The following is a 15,752-nucleotide window of genomic DNA, read 5'->3' on the forward strand; positions in this document are numbered from 1 at the left end:
GACCGGTGCCCGGCGCACATGCATGGAGGACGTGACGTGGCGAACGACGCCAGCACCGTTTTCGACCTAGTGATCCTCGGCGGTGGCAGTGGCGGTTACGCCGCGGCGCTGCGCGCATCCCAGCTGGGTCTGGACGTTGCCCTGATCGAGAAGAACAAGCTCGGCGGCACCTGCCTGCACAACGGCTGCATCCCCACGAAGGCTCTGCTGCACGCGGGTGAGATCGCGGACCAGGCGCGCGAGGCCGCCCAGTTCGGTGTGAAGGCCACCTTCGAGGGCATCGACATCGCGGGTGTGCAGAAGTACAAGGACGAGGTCATCTCGGGCCTGTACAAGGGCCTGCAGGGCCTGGTCGCCTCCCGCAAGGTGACGTACATCGAGGGTGAGGGCCGCCTCTCCTCGCCGACCTCCGTCGACGTGAACGGCCGCCGCATCCAGGGCCGCCACGTCCTGCTGGCGACGGGCTCCGTGCCGAAGTCGCTGCCGGGCCTGAACATCGACGGCAACCGCATCATCTCCTCGGACCACGCGCTGGTCCTGGACCGCGTGCCCGAGTCCGCGATCGTCCTGGGCGGCGGCGTCATCGGCGTCGAGTTCGCCTCGGCGTGGAAGTCCTTCGGCTCCGACATCACCGTCATCGAGGGCCTGAAGCACCTCGTTCCGGTCGAGGACGAGAACAGCTCCAAGCTGCTGGAGCGGGCCTTCCGCAAGCGCGGCATCAAGTTCAACCTCGGCACCTTCTTCGACAAGGCCGAGTACACGGAGAACGGCGTCCGCGTGACGCTGGCCGACGGCAAGACCTTCGAGGCCGAGGTGCTGCTGGTCGCCGTCGGCCGCGGCCCCGTCTCGCAGGGCCTGGGCTACGAGGAGCAGGGCGTCGCGATGGACCGCGGCTACGTCCTGGTCGACGAGTACATGCAGACCAACGTGCCGACGATCTCGGCCGTGGGCGACCTCGTCCCGACCCTCCAGCTCGCGCACGTCGGCTTCGCCGAGGGCATCCTGGTCGCGGAGCGTCTGGCCGGTCTCAAGACCGTCCCGATCGACTACGACGGTGTCCCGCGCGTCACCTACTGCCACCCCGAGGTCGCTTCCGTCGGCATCACCGAGGCCAAGGCCAAGGAGATCTACGGCGCGGACAAGGTCGTGGCCCTGAAGTACAACCTGGCGGGCAACGGCAAGAGCAAGATCCTGAAGACCGCGGGCGAGATCAAGCTCGTCCAGGTCAAGGACGGTGCCGTGGTCGGCGTCCACATGGTCGGTGACCGGATGGGCGAGCAGGTCGGCGAGGCCCAGCTGATCTACAACTGGGAGGCCCTGCCGGCCGAGGTCGCGCAGCTCATCCACGCGCACCCGACCCAGAACGAGGCGCTCGGCGAGGCCCACCTGGCCCTGGCCGGCAAGCCGCTTCACTCCCACGACTAGTTCGTCCCGGGCGCGACGACCACTTCCGCACTTTCGTAAGGAGCAACAGAAACCATGTCGGTTTCCGTAACCCTTCCGGCGCTCGGCGAGAGCGTCACCGAGGGCACTGTCACCCGCTGGCTGAAGGCCGAGGGCGAGCGCGTCGAGGCTGACGAGCCGCTGCTCGAAGTCTCGACCGACAAGGTCGACACCGAGATCCCGTCGCCCGTCGCCGGCATCCTGGCGTCCATCAAGGTCGCCGAGGACGAGACCGTCGAGGTCGGCGCCGAGCTGGCCGTCATCGACGACGGCTCCGGTGCCGCGGCTCCGGCCGCGGAGCCCGCCGCCGCGGCGGCTCCGGCCGCCGCCGAGGCCCCGGCCGCCGAGGCCCCGCAGGCCGCCCCGTCCACCGAGGTCCCGGCCGGCGCCGAGGCCCCGGCGCCGACCGCCGACGCCGCCGCCGGCGGCGGCTCGGCCGAGGGCACCGACGTCGTACTGCCCGCCCTGGGCGAGTCCGTCACCGAGGGCACCGTCACCCGCTGGCTGAAGGCCGTCGGCGAGTCGGTCGAGGCCGACGAGCCGCTGCTTGAGGTCTCCACGGACAAGGTCGACACCGAGATCCCCGCGCCGGTCTCCGGCACCCTGCTGGAGATCCTGGTCGGCGAGGACGAGACCGCCGAGGTCGGCGCGCGTCTGGCCGTCATCGGTGTCGCCGGTGCCGCCCCCGCCGCCGCTCCGGCCGCCGCCCCGGCTCCGGCCGAGGCCGCTCCGGCCCCGGCCGCCGCCCCGGCTCCCGCCGCGGCCCCGGCTCCGGCTCCGGTGCAGCCCGCTCCGGCCGCTGCCGCTCCGGCTCCGGTCCAGGCCGCCGCCCCGGTGGCCGCTCCGGCTCCGGTGACCCCGGCTCCGGCCGCTGCCCCGGCCGCTCCGGCCGCCGCCCCCGCGTCCGCCGGTGACGAGGCCGCGTACGTGACCCCGCTGGTGCGCAAGCTCGCCTCGGAGTCCGGCGTGGACCTGTCCGCGGTCTCGGGCACCGGCGTCGGTGGCCGTATCCGCAAGCAGGACGTCCTGGCCGCCGCCGAGGCCGCCAAGGCCGCCGCCGCCCCGGCTCCGGCCGCCGCCCCGGCCGCCGCGAAGGCTCCGGCCGCCGCGGTGTCCGAGCTGCGCGGTCAGACGGTCAAGATGACCCGCATGCGCAAGGTCATCGGCGACAACATGATGAAGGCCCTGCACTCGCAGGCGCAGCTCAGCTCCGTGGTCGAGGTGGACATCACCAAGATCATGAAGCTGCGCGAGAAGGCCAAGGCCGGCTTCCTCGCCCGCGAGGGCGTCAAGCTGTCCCCGATGCCGTTCTTCGTCAAGGCCGCTGCCCAGGCGCTGAAGGCCCACGCGGTCGTCAACGCCCGGATCAACGAGGACGAGGGCACCATCACCTACTTCGACTCGGAGAACATCGGCATCGCCGTGGACTCCGAGAAGGGCCTGATGACCCCGGTCATCAAGGGTGCGGGCGACCTCAACCTGGCGGGCATCTCCAAGGCGACCGCCGACCTGGCCGCCAAGGTCCGCGGCAACAAGATCACGCCGGACGAGCTGTCGGGCGCGACCTTCACCATCAGCAACACCGGTTCGCGCGGTGCGCTGTTCGACACGGTCATCGTGCCGCCGAACCAGGTCGCCATCCTGGGCATCGGTGCCACGGTGAAGCGCCCGGTGGTCATCGAGACCGCCGAGGGCACCAACATCGGCATCCGCGACATGACGTACCTGACCCTGTCCTACGACCACCGCCTGGTGGACGGTGCGGACGCGGCCCGGTACCTCACCGCGGTCAAGGCGATCCTCGAAGCCGGTGAGTTCGAGGTCGAGCTCGGCCTCTGAGCCGAACGGCTTGTAACCAGCCTCACTGTCGGCGCCCCCGTCCGGGATACTCCCGGGCGGGGGCGCCGCCGTATTGTCTACGCATCAGGCCCCGCCGTGTCCCTGCACATCCACCAGGAGATGAAGCCCCGATGATCACCCCACCCGTCGTGCACTCGCTGCGCGAGCAGATCCGCGAGCACATCGTGGAGGGGATCGTCAGCGGGCGCTGGAAGCCCGGTGAGCGCATCGTGGAGCGGCGCATCGCGGTGGAGCTGGAGGTCAGCCAGACCCCCGTACGGGAGGCGCTGCGCGAGCTGGAGACGCTGCGGCTGATCGAGTCGGCGCCGAACAAGGGCGTGCGCGTGCGGAACCTCTCGGCCGCCGACCTGGAGGAGATCTACCCGGTCCGGGCCGGTCTGGAGCAGATCGCCGCCGAGCTGGCGGCGCCGCGGCTGGCGGCGGACTGCTCGGCGCTGGAGCCGCACGTGGCGGCCCTGTGGGAAGCCGACCGCAGCTCGGACGGCACGGCGCAGGTGCGGCACACGGTGGGCTTCCACCGGGAGATGGTGCGGGCCGCCGGGAACAGCGTGCTGCTGCACACCTGGGAGAGCCTGGGCATCGAGGTGTTCACGGCGCTGTCGATCCGCTGGCTGGGGACCGTGCAGAAGTCCTACGCGGAGGAGCACGAGGCGCTCGTCCAGGCCTTCCGCAGCCGGGATCCGGACATCGGCGTACTGGTGAAGCGGCACGTCCTGGGGTGCGCGCCCCGCGCCTGAGACCGCAGCTGAGTGACCGTTTCACCCCTATTTGACCGGCACCGCGTGCCCGTTTTACTGGCACGCGGTGCCGACTTTTGTCGGATCGACGTTTCTTCGTCACTTTTATTTGATCGATCATCGATCAGGGTTTTACAGTCGTCGCGGACCCAACCAGGTCCTTCGACCCTGTCCTGCCCGTCAGGGATCTTCTTCACCACCTCTCCTTTGTCCGGAAGGCGGCGCACAGCGATGTCCGACCCCGTAGGAAAGCTTCCGAGCGAGCTCGACCAGCTCCCGGACCGCGACACCGAGGAGACCGCCGAATGGGCGGCCTCCCTCGACGCCGTCGCACAGGCCGCCGGTACGCGCCGCGCCGAATACCTGCTCCGCCGCACGCTCCAGCACGCCGAGGCCGCCGGCCTCGCCCTGCCGAAGCTGCTGGAGACGGACTACGTCAACACCATCCCCACCGCCGCGGAGCCCGAGTACCCGGGTGACGAGGCGATGGAAGCCAGGATCACCGCCTGGAACCGCTGGAACGCGGCCGCCATGGTGACCCGCGGCTCCAAGTACGGCGTCGGCGGCCACATCGCCACCTTCGCCTCCGCCGCGTGGCTGTACGAGACCGGCTTCCAGCACTTCTTCCGCGGGAAGGAGGCCGACGGATCGGGCGACCAGCTCTACATCCAGGGCCACGCCTCCCCCGGCATCTACGCCCGCGCCTTCCTCGACGGGCGTGTCTCCGAGCAGCAGCTCGACAACTTCCGCCAGGAGTCCGGCGGCAACGGCCTGCCGTCCTACCCGCACCCGCGGCGCCTGCCGTGGCTGTGGGAGTTCCCCACGGTCTCCATGGGCCTCGGCCCGCTCTCCGCGATCTACCAGGCGCGCTTCAACCGCTACCTGCAGAACCGGAACATCAAGGACACGGCCAACTCGCACGTCTGGGCCTTCCTCGGCGACGGCGAGATGGACGAGCCCGAATCGACCGCCGCCCTGGCCCTGGCCTCGCGCGAGCAGCTCGACAACCTGACCTTCGTCATCAACTGCAACCTGCAGCGCCTCGACGGTCCGGTCCGCGCCAACTTCCGCGTGGTCCAGGAGCTGGAGGCCCAGTTCCGCGGCGCCGGCTGGAACGTCGTCAAGACCCTGTGGGGCTCCGCCTGGGACGAGCTGTTCCAGCTCGACACCTCCGGCGCGCTGGTACGCCGCCTGCGCGAGGTACCCGACGCGCAGTTCCAGACGTACGCGACCCGCGACGTGGCCTACATCCGCGAGCACTTCTTCGGCGTCAACGCCGAGCTCGTGCAGCTGGCCGGCGTGCTCTCCGACGCGAAGATCGCCGAGTGCTTCCACACCTCGCGCGGCGGCCACGAGCCCCGCAAGGTCTACGCCGCGTACAAGGCCGCCCTGGAGCACAAGGGCGCGCCGACGGTCATCCTCGCGCAGACCGTCAAGGGCTACACGCTGGGTGCCGGGTTCGAGTCGAAGAACGCGAACCACCAGATGAAGAAGCTGACGATCGACGAGTTCAAGAGCATGCGCGACAAGCTCGGACTCCCGATCCCGGACAGCGCCTTCGAGGGCGGCCAGGTCCCGTACGGCCACCCCGGCGCCGACAGCCCCGAGGTGCGGTACCTGAACGAGCGCCGCGCGGCCCTCGGCGGCCCCGCCCCGGCGCGCAAGGTCCACCACGTGGCCCTGCCCGCCCCGGCCGACCGCTCCTTCGCCCCGCTCATCAAGGGCTCCGGCAAGCAGGAGATGGCCACCACCATGGCCTTCGTCCGCCTGGTCAAGGACCTGATGCGGGACAAGGAGACCGGCAAGCGCTGGGTGCCGATCGTCCCCGACGAGGCCCGCACCTTCGGCATGGAGTCCCTCTTCCCGTCGGCCGGCATCTACTCGCCGCTGGGCCAGACGTACGAGCCGGTCGACCGCGACCAGCTGATGTACTACAAGGAGGCCAAGGACGGCCAGATCCTCAACGAGGGGATCACCGAGGCCGGCGCCATGGCCGACTTCATCGCCGCCTGCACGTCGTACGCGACGCACGGCGAGCCGATGATCCCCTTCTACATCTTCTACTCGATGTTCGGCTGGCAGCGCACCGCCGACCAGATGTGGCAGCTCGCCGACCAGCTCGGCAAGGGCTTCATCGTCGGCGCCACCGCCGGCCGCACCACGCTGACCGGTGAGGGCCTGCAGCACGCGGACGGCCACTCGCACCTGATCGCGTCCACGAACCCGGCGTCGCTCAACTACGACCCGGCCTTCGCGTACGAGATCGCGGTGATCGTCAAGGACGGCCTGCGCCGCATGTACGGCGAGACGCCCGAGGACGTCTTCTACTACCTCACGGTCTACAACGAGCCGAAGGTGCAGCCCGCGATGCCGGAGGGCGTCGAGGAGGGCATCCTCAAGGGCCTCTACCGCTTCAACACTGCGGCGGACCTGGCGGAGGCGGCCCCCGCCGCGGACGCCCCGAAGATCCAGCTGATGGCCTCCGGTACGGCGATCCACTGGATCCTGGAGGCGCAGAAGCTGCTCGCCGCCGACTGGAACGTGGCAGCCGACGTCTGGTCCGCCACCTCCTGGGGCGAGCTGCGCCGCGACGCGCTGGAGTGCGACGAGGCGCTGCTGCGCGGCGAGGTCCGCACCCCGTACGTCACCCGCGCGCTGGAAGGCGCGGCCGGCCCGGTGCTCGCCGTGTCCGACTGGATGCGCCAGGTCCCGGACCAGATCAGCCAGTGGGTGGAGCAGGACTACACCTCGCTGGGCACGGACGGCTTCGGCCTGTCCGACACCCGCGAGGGTGCCCGCCGCCACTTCGGCGTCGACGCCCAGTCGATCGTGGTGGCCGCGCTGGCCCAGCTCGCCCGCCGCGGCGAGGTCCCGGCCTCCGCGGTGAAGGAGGCCCGGGAGCGCTACGGGCTGTAGGCCCCGGAGCGCTACGGGCTGTAGGCCCGGCAGACCGCCGAAACCGCCCGTGGGGCGGCCCGCCCAGGAGGGGACGGGCCGCCCCACGGCGTTTGCGGCCGCGGATGTGCGGCCGGGTGGGGGCGATCAGCGGCCTTTGGCCGTATGAGCGGTGGCGGTGCGGGGGTGCAACCGTGATGCTTGATCCCGTGATGGACGAGACGGAGTTCTGGGAGATCGTCGACCGTACGCGCGAGGCCGCCGACGGCGACGCCGAGGAGCATGCCGAGCTGCTCGTGGAGCGGCTGGTACAGCTCGATCCGGACTCCGTCCTGGACTTCGCCCGGCACTTCGAGTCCCGGTACAACCGGGCGTACACCTGGGACCTGTGGGGCGCGGCGTGGGTGCTGCTCGACGGGGCGAGCGACGACGCCTTCGACTACTTCCGCTGCTGGCTGATCGGGCAGGGGCGGGAGGTCTTCGAGGGGGCGGTGCACGACCCGGACCATCTCGCCGAGCTGCTGGGCGACTTCGACGAGGAGATCGACGGGGACGGCGAGGAGCTCGGGTACGCGGCGGACGAGGCGTACGAGCAGCTGACCGGGGCGGTGGCTCCGGATCTGGGCATTCCGCTGCAGGCGGCGGAGCCGGAGGGCGCTCCGCTGGACTTCGAGAACGAAGCCGTGCTGGCGGAGCGCTTCCCCCGGCTGTGGGAACGGTTCCGCGCCTGAGCGGCGCGGCTGTTCAGTGGTGCGTGCCGCCGTCGATGCGGATCTCGGTGCCGGTGATGAAGGCGCCGTCCTCGGAGCCGAGCATGGCGACGACGCCGGCGACGGCCTCCGGAGGGGCGAAGCCCTGACCGATGGCCGGGGCGAGCTTGGCGAAGAGGGACCAGTCGGTGTCCTCGGGCAGCCCGGGCCCGTCGCCGGTGGTCATGCCGCTCTCGATGGAGCCGGGGGCGACGCTGACGAAGCGCAGGCCCTGCTTGCTGTACTCGGCGGCCAGGGCGTGGGTCATGGACTGGATGCCGCCCTTGCTGGCCGCGTAGGCGGACATGTAGGGGTGGGCGAAGGACGCCGAGGTGGAGCTGAAGTTCACGACGACCGGCTTCTCGCCCGCGAGGAGCGCCGGAAGGGACTCGCGGATCATCAGGAAGGTGCCGGTCAGGTTGACCGCGATGACCTGGTTCCACAGGTCGAGCGTGGTCTGGTGGGTGTGCGCGGAGCGCAGGATGCCCGCCGCGTTGACGAGTACGTCGATCCCGCCGAGGGCCCGGGCCGCGGCGCCGACGCCCTCCCTGACGGCGTTCTCGTCGGATATGTCGAGGAGCGCGGTGGTGAGCCGGTCCCCGTGGCCCGCCGCGGCGGCGTGTTCGGCGGTGGCCTTGAGGCCGGCCTCGCTCACGTCGACCGCGTGGACCCGGCCGCCCTCGGCGAGAAGGCGCTGGACGGTGGCGCGGCCGATGCCGGACCCGCCGCCGGTGATGAGTACGCGTCGTCCTTCGTATCGGTTCATGGCGTGAGCGTACCGAAAGGGTGGCACGTTTTGTCAGACTGGCAGAGATTGCCTGCTGCGGGGCGGGTGAACGGTAGGCTCGGCCCGTGAACTCCCCTCGCCCGTACGCCCCCCAGGCCGGCCCCGGAGCCCCGTCGCTGACCGAACGCCGCAAGGCGGCGACCCAGCTCGACATCGCCCGCGCCGCCTGTGAGCTGTTCGCCGAGCACGGCCCCGACGCCACCACCGCCGAGGACATCGCCCACCGTGCGGGCGTGGCGCTGCGCACCTTCTACCGCTACTTCCGCAACAAGCAGGAGGCAGTGGCCCCGCTGCTGGCGGGCGGCGGCGACGCCTGGCGCGCGCTGCTCGCGGAGGAGGAGCCGGGAGCGCCCCTCGCCCCAGCACTGGAACGCGCCGTCACCCGGTCGCTGAGCGCCCCCCAGGCCGTCGAGGAGGGCCTGGAGGTGACCCGCGGCCTGCTGCGCGCGGCGGCGGACGACCAGGCGTTGCGCGCGGTCTGGTACCGCGTGAACCAGGAGTCCGAGGAGGGCCTGGTGCCGGTGATCGGCAGGCTGGCGGGGCCGGGCGCGGACCCGCGGCAGGTACGGCTGCTGGCCGCCGCGGCCACGGACGCGATCCGGGTGGCGCTGGAGCTGTGGGCATCGACGGACGCCCCGGTCTCGGGACCCGGCTCCCCCGCCGAGCTGGCGGTCCTGTGCCTGCGCGACCTCACAGCGGCGATGCCCCTGCTGCGCTGAAGCGGCGCAGCAGGGGCATCGGCCCGGATCCACGGTCCTGCGTGGTCAGACGGGTGTCGGGGATATCAGGGGTGTCGGGGGTGTCGGGGTCTCAGCGGCCGCCACCCCAGCCTCCGCCGCCGTTGCCGCCACCGCCGTTGCCACCGCCCCAGTCGCCGCCGTTGCCGCCGCCACCACCGCCGCGGCCGCCCCAGTCGCCGTTGCCGCCGCCACCGTTGCCACCGCCCCAGTCGCCGTTGCCGTTGCCGCCCCGGCCGTTGCCCCAGTCACCCCAGTCGCCGTTGCCGCCCCGGCCGTTGCCCCAGTCGCCGTTGCCGCCGTGACCGTTGCCCCAGTCGTTCCAGTTGCCGTTGCCGCCGCGCCCGGAGTCGTTCCAGTTCGCGTCGTAGCGGTGGTTGTGGCGCCAGTCGGAGTCGTTCCGGTTGCCGTCGCGCCAGTAGCCGCGGTCGCCGCCGACGCCGGCGTTGTCCCAGCACCAGCTGGGCCGGTCGCGCCAGTCGCGGTTGCAGCAGTAGTCCCAGCGGGCGTCGGAGCGGTTCGAGGGGTACCGGTAGCAGTCGTAGCCGCCGTTCCCGCCGCCACTGCCGGTGACGGTCGCGGCCGAGGCGGCGACGGGCAGCAGACCGATGGCTATGCCTGCGGCTCCGGTCATGGCTGCCGCGAGGATCTTACGGCGCATTCTCATGCACCTCCGAACATGTGTCGCTTATGAGGCCTTTAGGTCATTTCCACCCTCACTCCGCCCGAGCGGCCTGTCAAAGCGGAAAGGCCCCCCGCCTCGCTCCGTGGAGCGTGGCGGGGGGCCTCCCATCAGGCATTTCTAGAGGTCGAAGTACAGCTCGAACTCGTGCGGGTGCGGGCGCTGCGCGATCGGGGCGATCTCGTGCGTGCGCTTGTAGTCGATCCAGGTCTCGATCAGGTCGGGGGTGAAGACACCGCCGGCCAGGAGGTACTCGTGGTCCTCCTCCAGGGCCTTGAGGACGTCCTCCAGGCTGGTCGGGACCTGCGGGACGTTCGCGTGCTCGTCCGGGGAGAGCTCGTAGAGGTCCTTGTCGATCGGCTCCATCGGCTCGATCTTGTTCTTGATGCCGTCGAGGCCCGCGAGGAGCAGGGCCGAGAAGGCCAGGTACGGGTTCGAGGACGGGTCCGGCGCACGGAACTCGACGCGCTTGGCCTTCGGGTTCGAGCCCGTGATCGGGATGCGCATGGCGGCGGAGCGGTTGCGCTGCGAGTACACCATGTTGACCGGCGCCTCGAAGCCCGGCACCAGGCGGTGGTACGAGTTCACCGTCGGGTTGGTGAAGGCGAGCAGCGACGGGGCGTGCTTGAGGATGCCACCGATGTAGTAGCGGGCGGTGTCCGACAGGCCCGCGTAGCCGGCCTCGTCGTAGAAGAGGGGCTCGCCGCCGGCCCACAGCGACTGGTGGACGTGCATGCCCGAGCCGTTGTCGCCGAAGATCGGCTTCGGCATGAAGGTCGCGGTCTTGCCGTTCTTCCAGGCGACGTTCTTCACGATGTACTTGAAGAGCATCAGGTCGTCGGCCGCGGCCAGCAGCGTGTTGAACTTGTAGTTGATCTCGGCCTGGCCGCCGGTGCCGACCTCGTGGTGCTGGCGCTCGACCTGGAGGCCCTGGGCGTCGAGCTCCAGGGAGATCTCGGCGCGCAGGTCCGCGAAGTGGTCGACCGGGGCGACCGGGAAGTAGCCGCCCTTGTAGCGGACCTTGTAGCCGCGGTTGTTCTCCTCGGAACCGGTGTTCCAGGCGCCGGCCTCGGAGTCGATGTGGTAGAAGCCCTCGTTCGCGGTGGTCGCGAAGCGCACGCTGTCGAAGATGTAGAACTCGGCCTCGGGACCGAAGAACGCGGTGTCGGCGATGCCGGTGGAGGCGAGGTACGCCTCGGCCTTCTTCGCGATGTTGCGCGGGTCGCGGCTGTAGGCCTCACCCGTGATCGGGTCGTGGATGAAGAAGTTGATGTTCAGCGTCTTGTCGCGGCGGAAGGGGTCCAGGCGCGCGGTGGTGATGTCGGCGCGCAGCGCCATGTCGGACTCGTGGATCGCCTGGAAGCCGCGGATCGAGGATCCGTCGAAGGCGAGCTCCTCCGCCGGGTCGAATGCCCGCGCCGGGATCGTGAAGTGCTGCATCACACCAGGCAGGTCGCAGAAGCGGACGTCGACGAACTTGACGTCGTTCTCCTCGATGTACTGCTTGACTTCGTCGGCGTTCTGGAACATCCAACTCCTCCTACTCCCGGCCCCGGGGGAGGGACGGGCTTTATAGCTCGTGGTGCGTCAGTGCGGTGCCGCACGCTGACCCGACCATAAGCAGACGGGATTTCCCAAGCATGACCCATTTGTTTCGCACAAGTTAACCAGGGTCCGGCCGGAGGGCCGTGAGGCGCCACCGGTACCGTGGTCGGGTGGACAACAGACAGGCAATCGGATCCTGGCTCTCCGGCCCCAAGGCGGCCGCCGAGGAGATGGGGGTCGAGTTCGGCTATCCGGGCCAGCGGCTCGGCCTGCCGCAGGAGGGGCCCGGCTCGGTGGCGCGCTTCGGGCGCCGGATCGCAGCCGTGGCCCTCGACTGGATCGGCTGCCAGCTCATCGCGTACGGGCTGATCACCGGCGGGAACCTGGGCGCGGCGGGCAACTGGACCCTCGGGCTCTTCCTGGCCCTGACGATCCTCACGGTCGGCACCGTGGGCTTCACCCCCGGAAAGCGGGCCCTGGGCCTGCGGGTGGTCGCGGAGGACGGCGGCCGGCTCGGCATCGTCCGGGTGGTCGTGCGCACGCTGCTGCTGGCCCTGTTCATCCCGGCGCTGATCTGGGACCGCGACGGCCGCGGCCTGCACGACCGCCTCGCGCGCGCCGTCCAGGTCCGTATCTGACCCGTTTACGAGCAGACACAGGGGTGCCCCCGAGCCGGCCGGCTCGGGGGCACCCCTGTGTCGTATACGGAAATCAGCTGAGCGCGTCGCCGCCGTCAGCGCATCTTTCCGCCGCGCGGCATCCTCATGCCCTTCGGCATGGGGCCCTTCGGCAGCGGCATGTTGCTCATGAGGTCGCCCATGGCCCGCAGCTTGTCGTTGACCTGGGTGATCTGGGGGCCCGACAGGACGCGCGGCAGCTTGAGCAGGGTGGTGCGCACCTTCTTGAGCGGCACCTCGCCCTCGCCCGTGCCCACGATGAAGTCGTGGACCGGCACGTCCGGCATGATCCGGGCCATCTTCTTCTTCTCGTTCGCGAGCAGCGGCTTCACGCGGTTCGGGTTGCCCTCGGCGATCAGCACGACACCGGCCTTGCCCACGGCGCGGTGGACGATGTCCTGCTGCCGGGTCATCGCGATCGCCGGGGTGGTGGTCCAGCCACGTCCCACGTTGTCCAGTACGGCCGCGGCCGCTCCCGGCTGTCCCTCCATCTGCCCGAAGGCAGCCCGCTCGGCCCGTCGCCCGAAGACGATCGCCATCGCGAGGAACGCCACCAGGAAGCCCAGGATGCCCAGGTAGACCGGGTGGTCGATCAGGAAGCCGATCGCAAGGAAGACACCGAAGGTGACGATTCCCACGCCCGCGACGATCAGACCGACCTTCGGGTCGGCCTTGCGCGTCATCTTGTACGTCAGGGCGATCTGCTTCAGTCGCCCGGGGTTCGCAGCAGTCTCTGCGTTTGACTTCCTCGCCATAAAGCGAAGTTTACGTGGCCTGCGGGGTCCGGGTAGCCGCGGCCTCAAGTACGTGTTCGGTTTCGACCCGGTCCCTGGCCCTCTTGCGGTCCTCCAGGACGGCCGTCCAGGCGTTGCGGCGGGCCCCGCTCATGAGGAGGGACTCGATGCCGCGGAAGGCGTCGGAGAGCGTCGGGATGGCGATTGCGCGTACTGGCGCGGCCTGCATGATGTCGATCCCTTTCGCGATGCCCACGTCTGGGGGAGGTGGGCGGTGTGTACGGTGCGTGGACCAAGCGTCACTGACTGGTGTTACCAGCGCATGACCGGGCGGTCAAATGTGATGGACACGTTGCATATGCCGACGCGGCCCACCGGGTTCCTTCCCTCGGGAAAGAGCCTAGGGGCCGCGTCGATGCGGAATTACCCGTTGGTAGCAGTTTGTGCGCGACTTCACACGCACGGTGGCACCCCGCGCTTCACGCGGTTGCGCCGGTGGCTGTGCCCTACGCTACGGCTCCGCTGCGCTTCCACGGACTTCGGTCGAGCTACGCCTCGCCACCGCTCCGGCCGCGTGCCCGCCCTCGTACCTCGGACGGATCCGCAACCTACGCTACGGCTCCGCTGCGCTTCTCCATCGCCTGCTGGTACAGGCGGCCCGCCCGGTAGGACGAGCGGACGAGCGGACCGGACATCACACCCGAGTAGCCGATCTCCTCGGCCTCCTTCGCCAGCTCGACGAACTCGGCGGGCTTCACCCAGCGCTCGACGGGGTGGTGCCGCGGCGAGGGCCGGAGGTACTGCGTGATGGTGATGAGCTCGCAGCCGGCCTCGTGCAGGTCCTTGAGGGCCTGCGAGACCTCCTCGCGCTCCTCGCCCATGCCGAGGATCAGGTTCGACTTGGTGACCAGGCCGTAGGCGCGGGCCTTGGTGATCACTTCGAGCGAGCGCTCGTAACGGAAGCCGGGGCGGATCCGCTTGAAGATCCGCGGCACCGTCTCGACGTTGTGCGCGAAGACCTCGGGGCGGGAGGCGAAGACCTCCTCCAGCAGCTCCGGGACCGCGTTGAAGTCGGGGGCCAGCAGCTCGACCTTGGTGTGGCCGGCCTCGCGGCCCGCCGTCTGCTGGTGGATCTGGCGCACGGTCTCCGCGTACAGCCAGGCACCGCCGTCGGCGAGGTCGTCGCGGGCGACACCGGTGATGGTGGCGTAGTTCAGGTCCATCGTGACGACGGACTCGCCGACGCGGCGCGGTTCGTCGCGGTCCAGCGCCTCGGGCTTGCCCGTGTCGATCTGGCAGAAGTCACAACGCCGGGTGCACTGGTCACCGCCGATGAGGAAGGTGGCCTCGCGGTCCTCCCAGCACTCGTAGATGTTGGGACAACCGGCCTCCTGGCACACCGTGTGCAGTCCTTCGCCCTTCACCAGGGCCTGCATCTTGGTGTACTCGGGACCCATCTTCGCCCGCGTCTTGATCCACTCGGGCTTGCGCTCGATGGGGGTCTGGGCATTCCGGACCTCCAGGCGCAGCATCTTGCGTCCGTCGGGTGCGACTGCGGACACGACCGGCTCCCTGTGACTTCGATTGTTCGGGCGCCCACCAGGGTACGCCCGTAATTTCGTACGCTCTTACGTCGCCCAACCTGCGAGCGGCCGGACTCATTCCCGTCGCCGGGAGGTCTCTATGCGGTCTCGATCTCGCGGGGCCGCAGCTCGGCGTGCTCCAGTACGTCCTTCAGGTGGCGTTCGGCGACCGGAAGCACTTCGGCGATGGTGATCTCGCGGCCCAGTTCGTACGAGAGCGAGGTCACACCGGCGTCCCGGATCCCGCAGGGGATGATCCGGTCGAACCAGGTGCTGTCCGGGTTCACGTTGATCGCGAAGCCGTGCATCGTGACGCCCTTGGCGACCCGGATCCCGATGGCGGCGAGCTTGCGGTCCTCGCGGCGCTGGCCGGCGTTGGAGGGTGCGTACTCGGGGCCGTTCAGCCGCGCGTCGAACTCCTCGTCGTGCAGCCGGGGGTCGAACTCCAGCGACAGGCCGCCGATCTTCGGACGCTCCTCGACCGGGTCGCCCAGGACCCAGACGCCGGAGCGGCCCTCGACCCGGGTGGTCTCCAGGCCGAACTCGGCGGCGGTGCGGATCAGCGCCTCCTCCAGGCGGCGGACGTGCGCCACGACGTCCACCGGGCGGGGCAGCTTCATGATCGGGTAGCCGACCAGCTGGCCGGGTCCGTGCCAGGTGATCTTGCCGCCGCGGTCGACGTCCACGACGGGGGTGCCGTCGAGCGGGCGCTCGCTGGGGTCGGTGCGCCGGCCGGCCGTGTAGACGGGCGGGTGCTCCAGCAGCAGGCAGGTGTCCCCGATCTCGTCCGCGAAGCGGGCCGCGTGCACCCTGCGCTGCTCTTCCCAGGCCTGGGTGTACTCGACGGCTTCCGCGCCGAAGCCCAGACGGACAAACCCAAGCTCAGCCACCGCAGCGCCTCCTCATTGAACCTGCTGTGTGCACGTACTTCCCCGAGCAAGGGTACGACTGCCCCCGCGGGTCCCCTCAGGGCCCCGCGTCCCGCCCGCCGCGCGGCCCCTCCCGGGGCTCCGGCTCCGGCTCCGGCATGCGCCACGGCAGCTGCTTCGGCCGCCGGCGCCCCTCGGGCGGGCGGTCCGGGTCCTCGTCCGCGCGCGGCAGCCGCCGGTGTCCCTCCGAGTGGTCGTTGACCCAGCCGCACACGCCGCACGCGTAGCGCCCGTCGAGCCCCGCGATGTAGGTGCCGCAGCGCCGGCACTCGGCCTCGGTGAGCTCGGGCGGAGGCAACGGAGCTGTGGAGTCGGGCCGCTCCTGAGGCAGGTGCGGCCGGTGGGGCCGGCGGGTCATGGCCCGCAGCGTACGCGGGCGGAAGGCGCGAGTCCG

15 protein-coding genes are annotated in these 15,752 nt (G+C 70.4%); 7 read left to right on the plus strand and 8 right to left on the minus strand.

Annotation, left to right across the window (positions count from 1 at the left end):
• Nucleotides 1-36: 36 nt before the first annotated feature.
• From lpdA to BSL84_RS09625, 5 genes are all read left to right on the plus strand, one after another.
• Entirely contained in the window at nucleotides 37-1,425 is a 1,389-nt protein-coding gene (lpdA, locus tag BSL84_RS09605; protein ID WP_030028073.1) for a dihydrolipoyl dehydrogenase, read from the plus strand.
• 54 nt (nucleotides 1,426-1,479) lie between these two features.
• Nucleotides 1,480-3,282, plus strand: a complete 1,803-nt coding sequence (gene sucB, locus BSL84_RS09610) for a 2-oxoglutarate dehydrogenase, E2 component, dihydrolipoamide succinyltransferase (protein ID WP_075970166.1) — start codon at nucleotides 1,480-1,482, stop codon at nucleotides 3,280-3,282.
• 134 nt (nucleotides 3,283-3,416) lie between these two features.
• Entirely contained in the window at nucleotides 3,417-4,040 is a 624-nt protein-coding gene (locus BSL84_RS09615) for a GntR family transcriptional regulator (protein WP_045323182.1), read from the plus strand.
• Nucleotides 4,041-4,271: 231 nt separating this feature from the next.
• Nucleotides 4,272-6,956: a pyruvate dehydrogenase (acetyl-transferring), homodimeric type gene (aceE, locus tag BSL84_RS09620; RefSeq protein ID WP_030029060.1), complete on the plus strand. Its 2,685-nt coding sequence runs from the start codon at nucleotides 4,272-4,274 to the stop codon at nucleotides 6,954-6,956.
• A 191-nt stretch (nucleotides 6,957-7,147) separates the two neighbouring features.
• Nucleotides 7,148-7,666, plus strand: coding sequence for a DUF4240 domain-containing protein (locus tag BSL84_RS09625; protein ID WP_045323174.1), 519 nt, complete (start codon nucleotides 7,148-7,150; stop codon nucleotides 7,664-7,666).
• A 13-nt stretch (nucleotides 7,667-7,679) separates the two neighbouring features.
• Here BSL84_RS09625 and BSL84_RS09630 read toward each other — a convergent pair whose 3' ends face one another.
• Entirely contained in the window at nucleotides 7,680-8,450 is a 771-nt protein-coding gene (locus BSL84_RS09630; protein WP_045323173.1) for an SDR family NAD(P)-dependent oxidoreductase, read from the minus strand.
• Nucleotides 8,451-8,536: 86 nt separating this feature from the next.
• Here BSL84_RS09630 and BSL84_RS09635 point away from each other — a divergent pair, with 86 nt between their 5' ends.
• Nucleotides 8,537-9,190, plus strand: a complete 654-nt coding sequence (locus BSL84_RS09635; protein ID WP_045323172.1) for a TetR/AcrR family transcriptional regulator — start codon at nucleotides 8,537-8,539, stop codon at nucleotides 9,188-9,190.
• Between the two features lie 91 nt (nucleotides 9,191-9,281).
• On the opposite strand, the gene BSL84_RS36470 is transcribed toward BSL84_RS09635, so the two are convergent.
• Nucleotides 9,282-9,869: a hypothetical protein gene (locus BSL84_RS36470; protein WP_158880078.1), complete on the minus strand. Its 588-nt coding sequence runs from the start codon at nucleotides 9,867-9,869 to the stop codon at nucleotides 9,282-9,284.
• A gap of 141 nt (nucleotides 9,870-10,010) precedes the next feature.
• Entirely contained in the window at nucleotides 10,011-11,420 is a 1,410-nt protein-coding gene (gene glnA / locus BSL84_RS09645; RefSeq protein WP_030030925.1) for a type I glutamate--ammonia ligase, read from the minus strand.
• Between the two features lie 185 nt (nucleotides 11,421-11,605).
• Between glnA and BSL84_RS09650 the strand changes: the two genes are divergently transcribed.
• On the plus strand, nucleotides 11,606-12,073 hold the full coding sequence (locus tag BSL84_RS09650) for an RDD family protein (protein ID WP_030030926.1): 468 nt from the start codon (nucleotides 11,606-11,608) through the stop codon (nucleotides 12,071-12,073).
• Nucleotides 12,074-12,168: 95 nt separating this feature from the next.
• Here BSL84_RS09650 and BSL84_RS09655 read toward each other — a convergent pair whose 3' ends face one another.
• From BSL84_RS09655 to BSL84_RS35375, 5 genes are all read right to left on the minus strand, one after another.
• Nucleotides 12,169-12,867: a DUF4191 domain-containing protein gene (locus BSL84_RS09655; protein ID WP_030030927.1), complete on the minus strand. Its 699-nt coding sequence runs from the start codon at nucleotides 12,865-12,867 to the stop codon at nucleotides 12,169-12,171.
• Nucleotides 12,868-12,877: 10 nt separating this feature from the next.
• Nucleotides 12,878-13,075, minus strand: a complete 198-nt coding sequence (locus tag BSL84_RS09660) for a hypothetical protein (RefSeq protein ID WP_030030928.1) — start codon at nucleotides 13,073-13,075, stop codon at nucleotides 12,878-12,880.
• A 379-nt stretch (nucleotides 13,076-13,454) separates the two neighbouring features.
• Nucleotides 13,455-14,408 carry a lipoyl synthase gene (gene lipA / locus BSL84_RS09665; protein WP_037927122.1) on the minus strand — a complete coding sequence of 318 codons (954 nt, stop codon included), beginning with the start codon at nucleotides 14,406-14,408 and terminating at the stop codon, nucleotides 13,455-13,457.
• Nucleotides 14,409-14,527: 119 nt separating this feature from the next.
• On the minus strand, nucleotides 14,528-15,319 hold the full coding sequence (gene lipB / locus BSL84_RS09670; RefSeq protein ID WP_030031245.1) for a lipoyl(octanoyl) transferase LipB: 792 nt from the start codon (nucleotides 15,317-15,319) through the stop codon (nucleotides 14,528-14,530).
• Nucleotides 15,320-15,395: 76 nt separating this feature from the next.
• Complete coding sequence (locus BSL84_RS35375) at nucleotides 15,396-15,716, minus strand: hypothetical protein (RefSeq protein ID WP_234308507.1); 321 nt, start codon at nucleotides 15,714-15,716, stop codon at nucleotides 15,396-15,398.
• Between the last annotated feature and the right edge of the window lie 36 nt (nucleotides 15,717-15,752).

Origin of the sequence: Streptomyces sp. TN58 (assembly GCF_001941845.1) — a bacterium.
Taxonomy (GTDB): Bacteria; Actinomycetota; Actinomycetes; order Streptomycetales; family Streptomycetaceae; genus Streptomyces.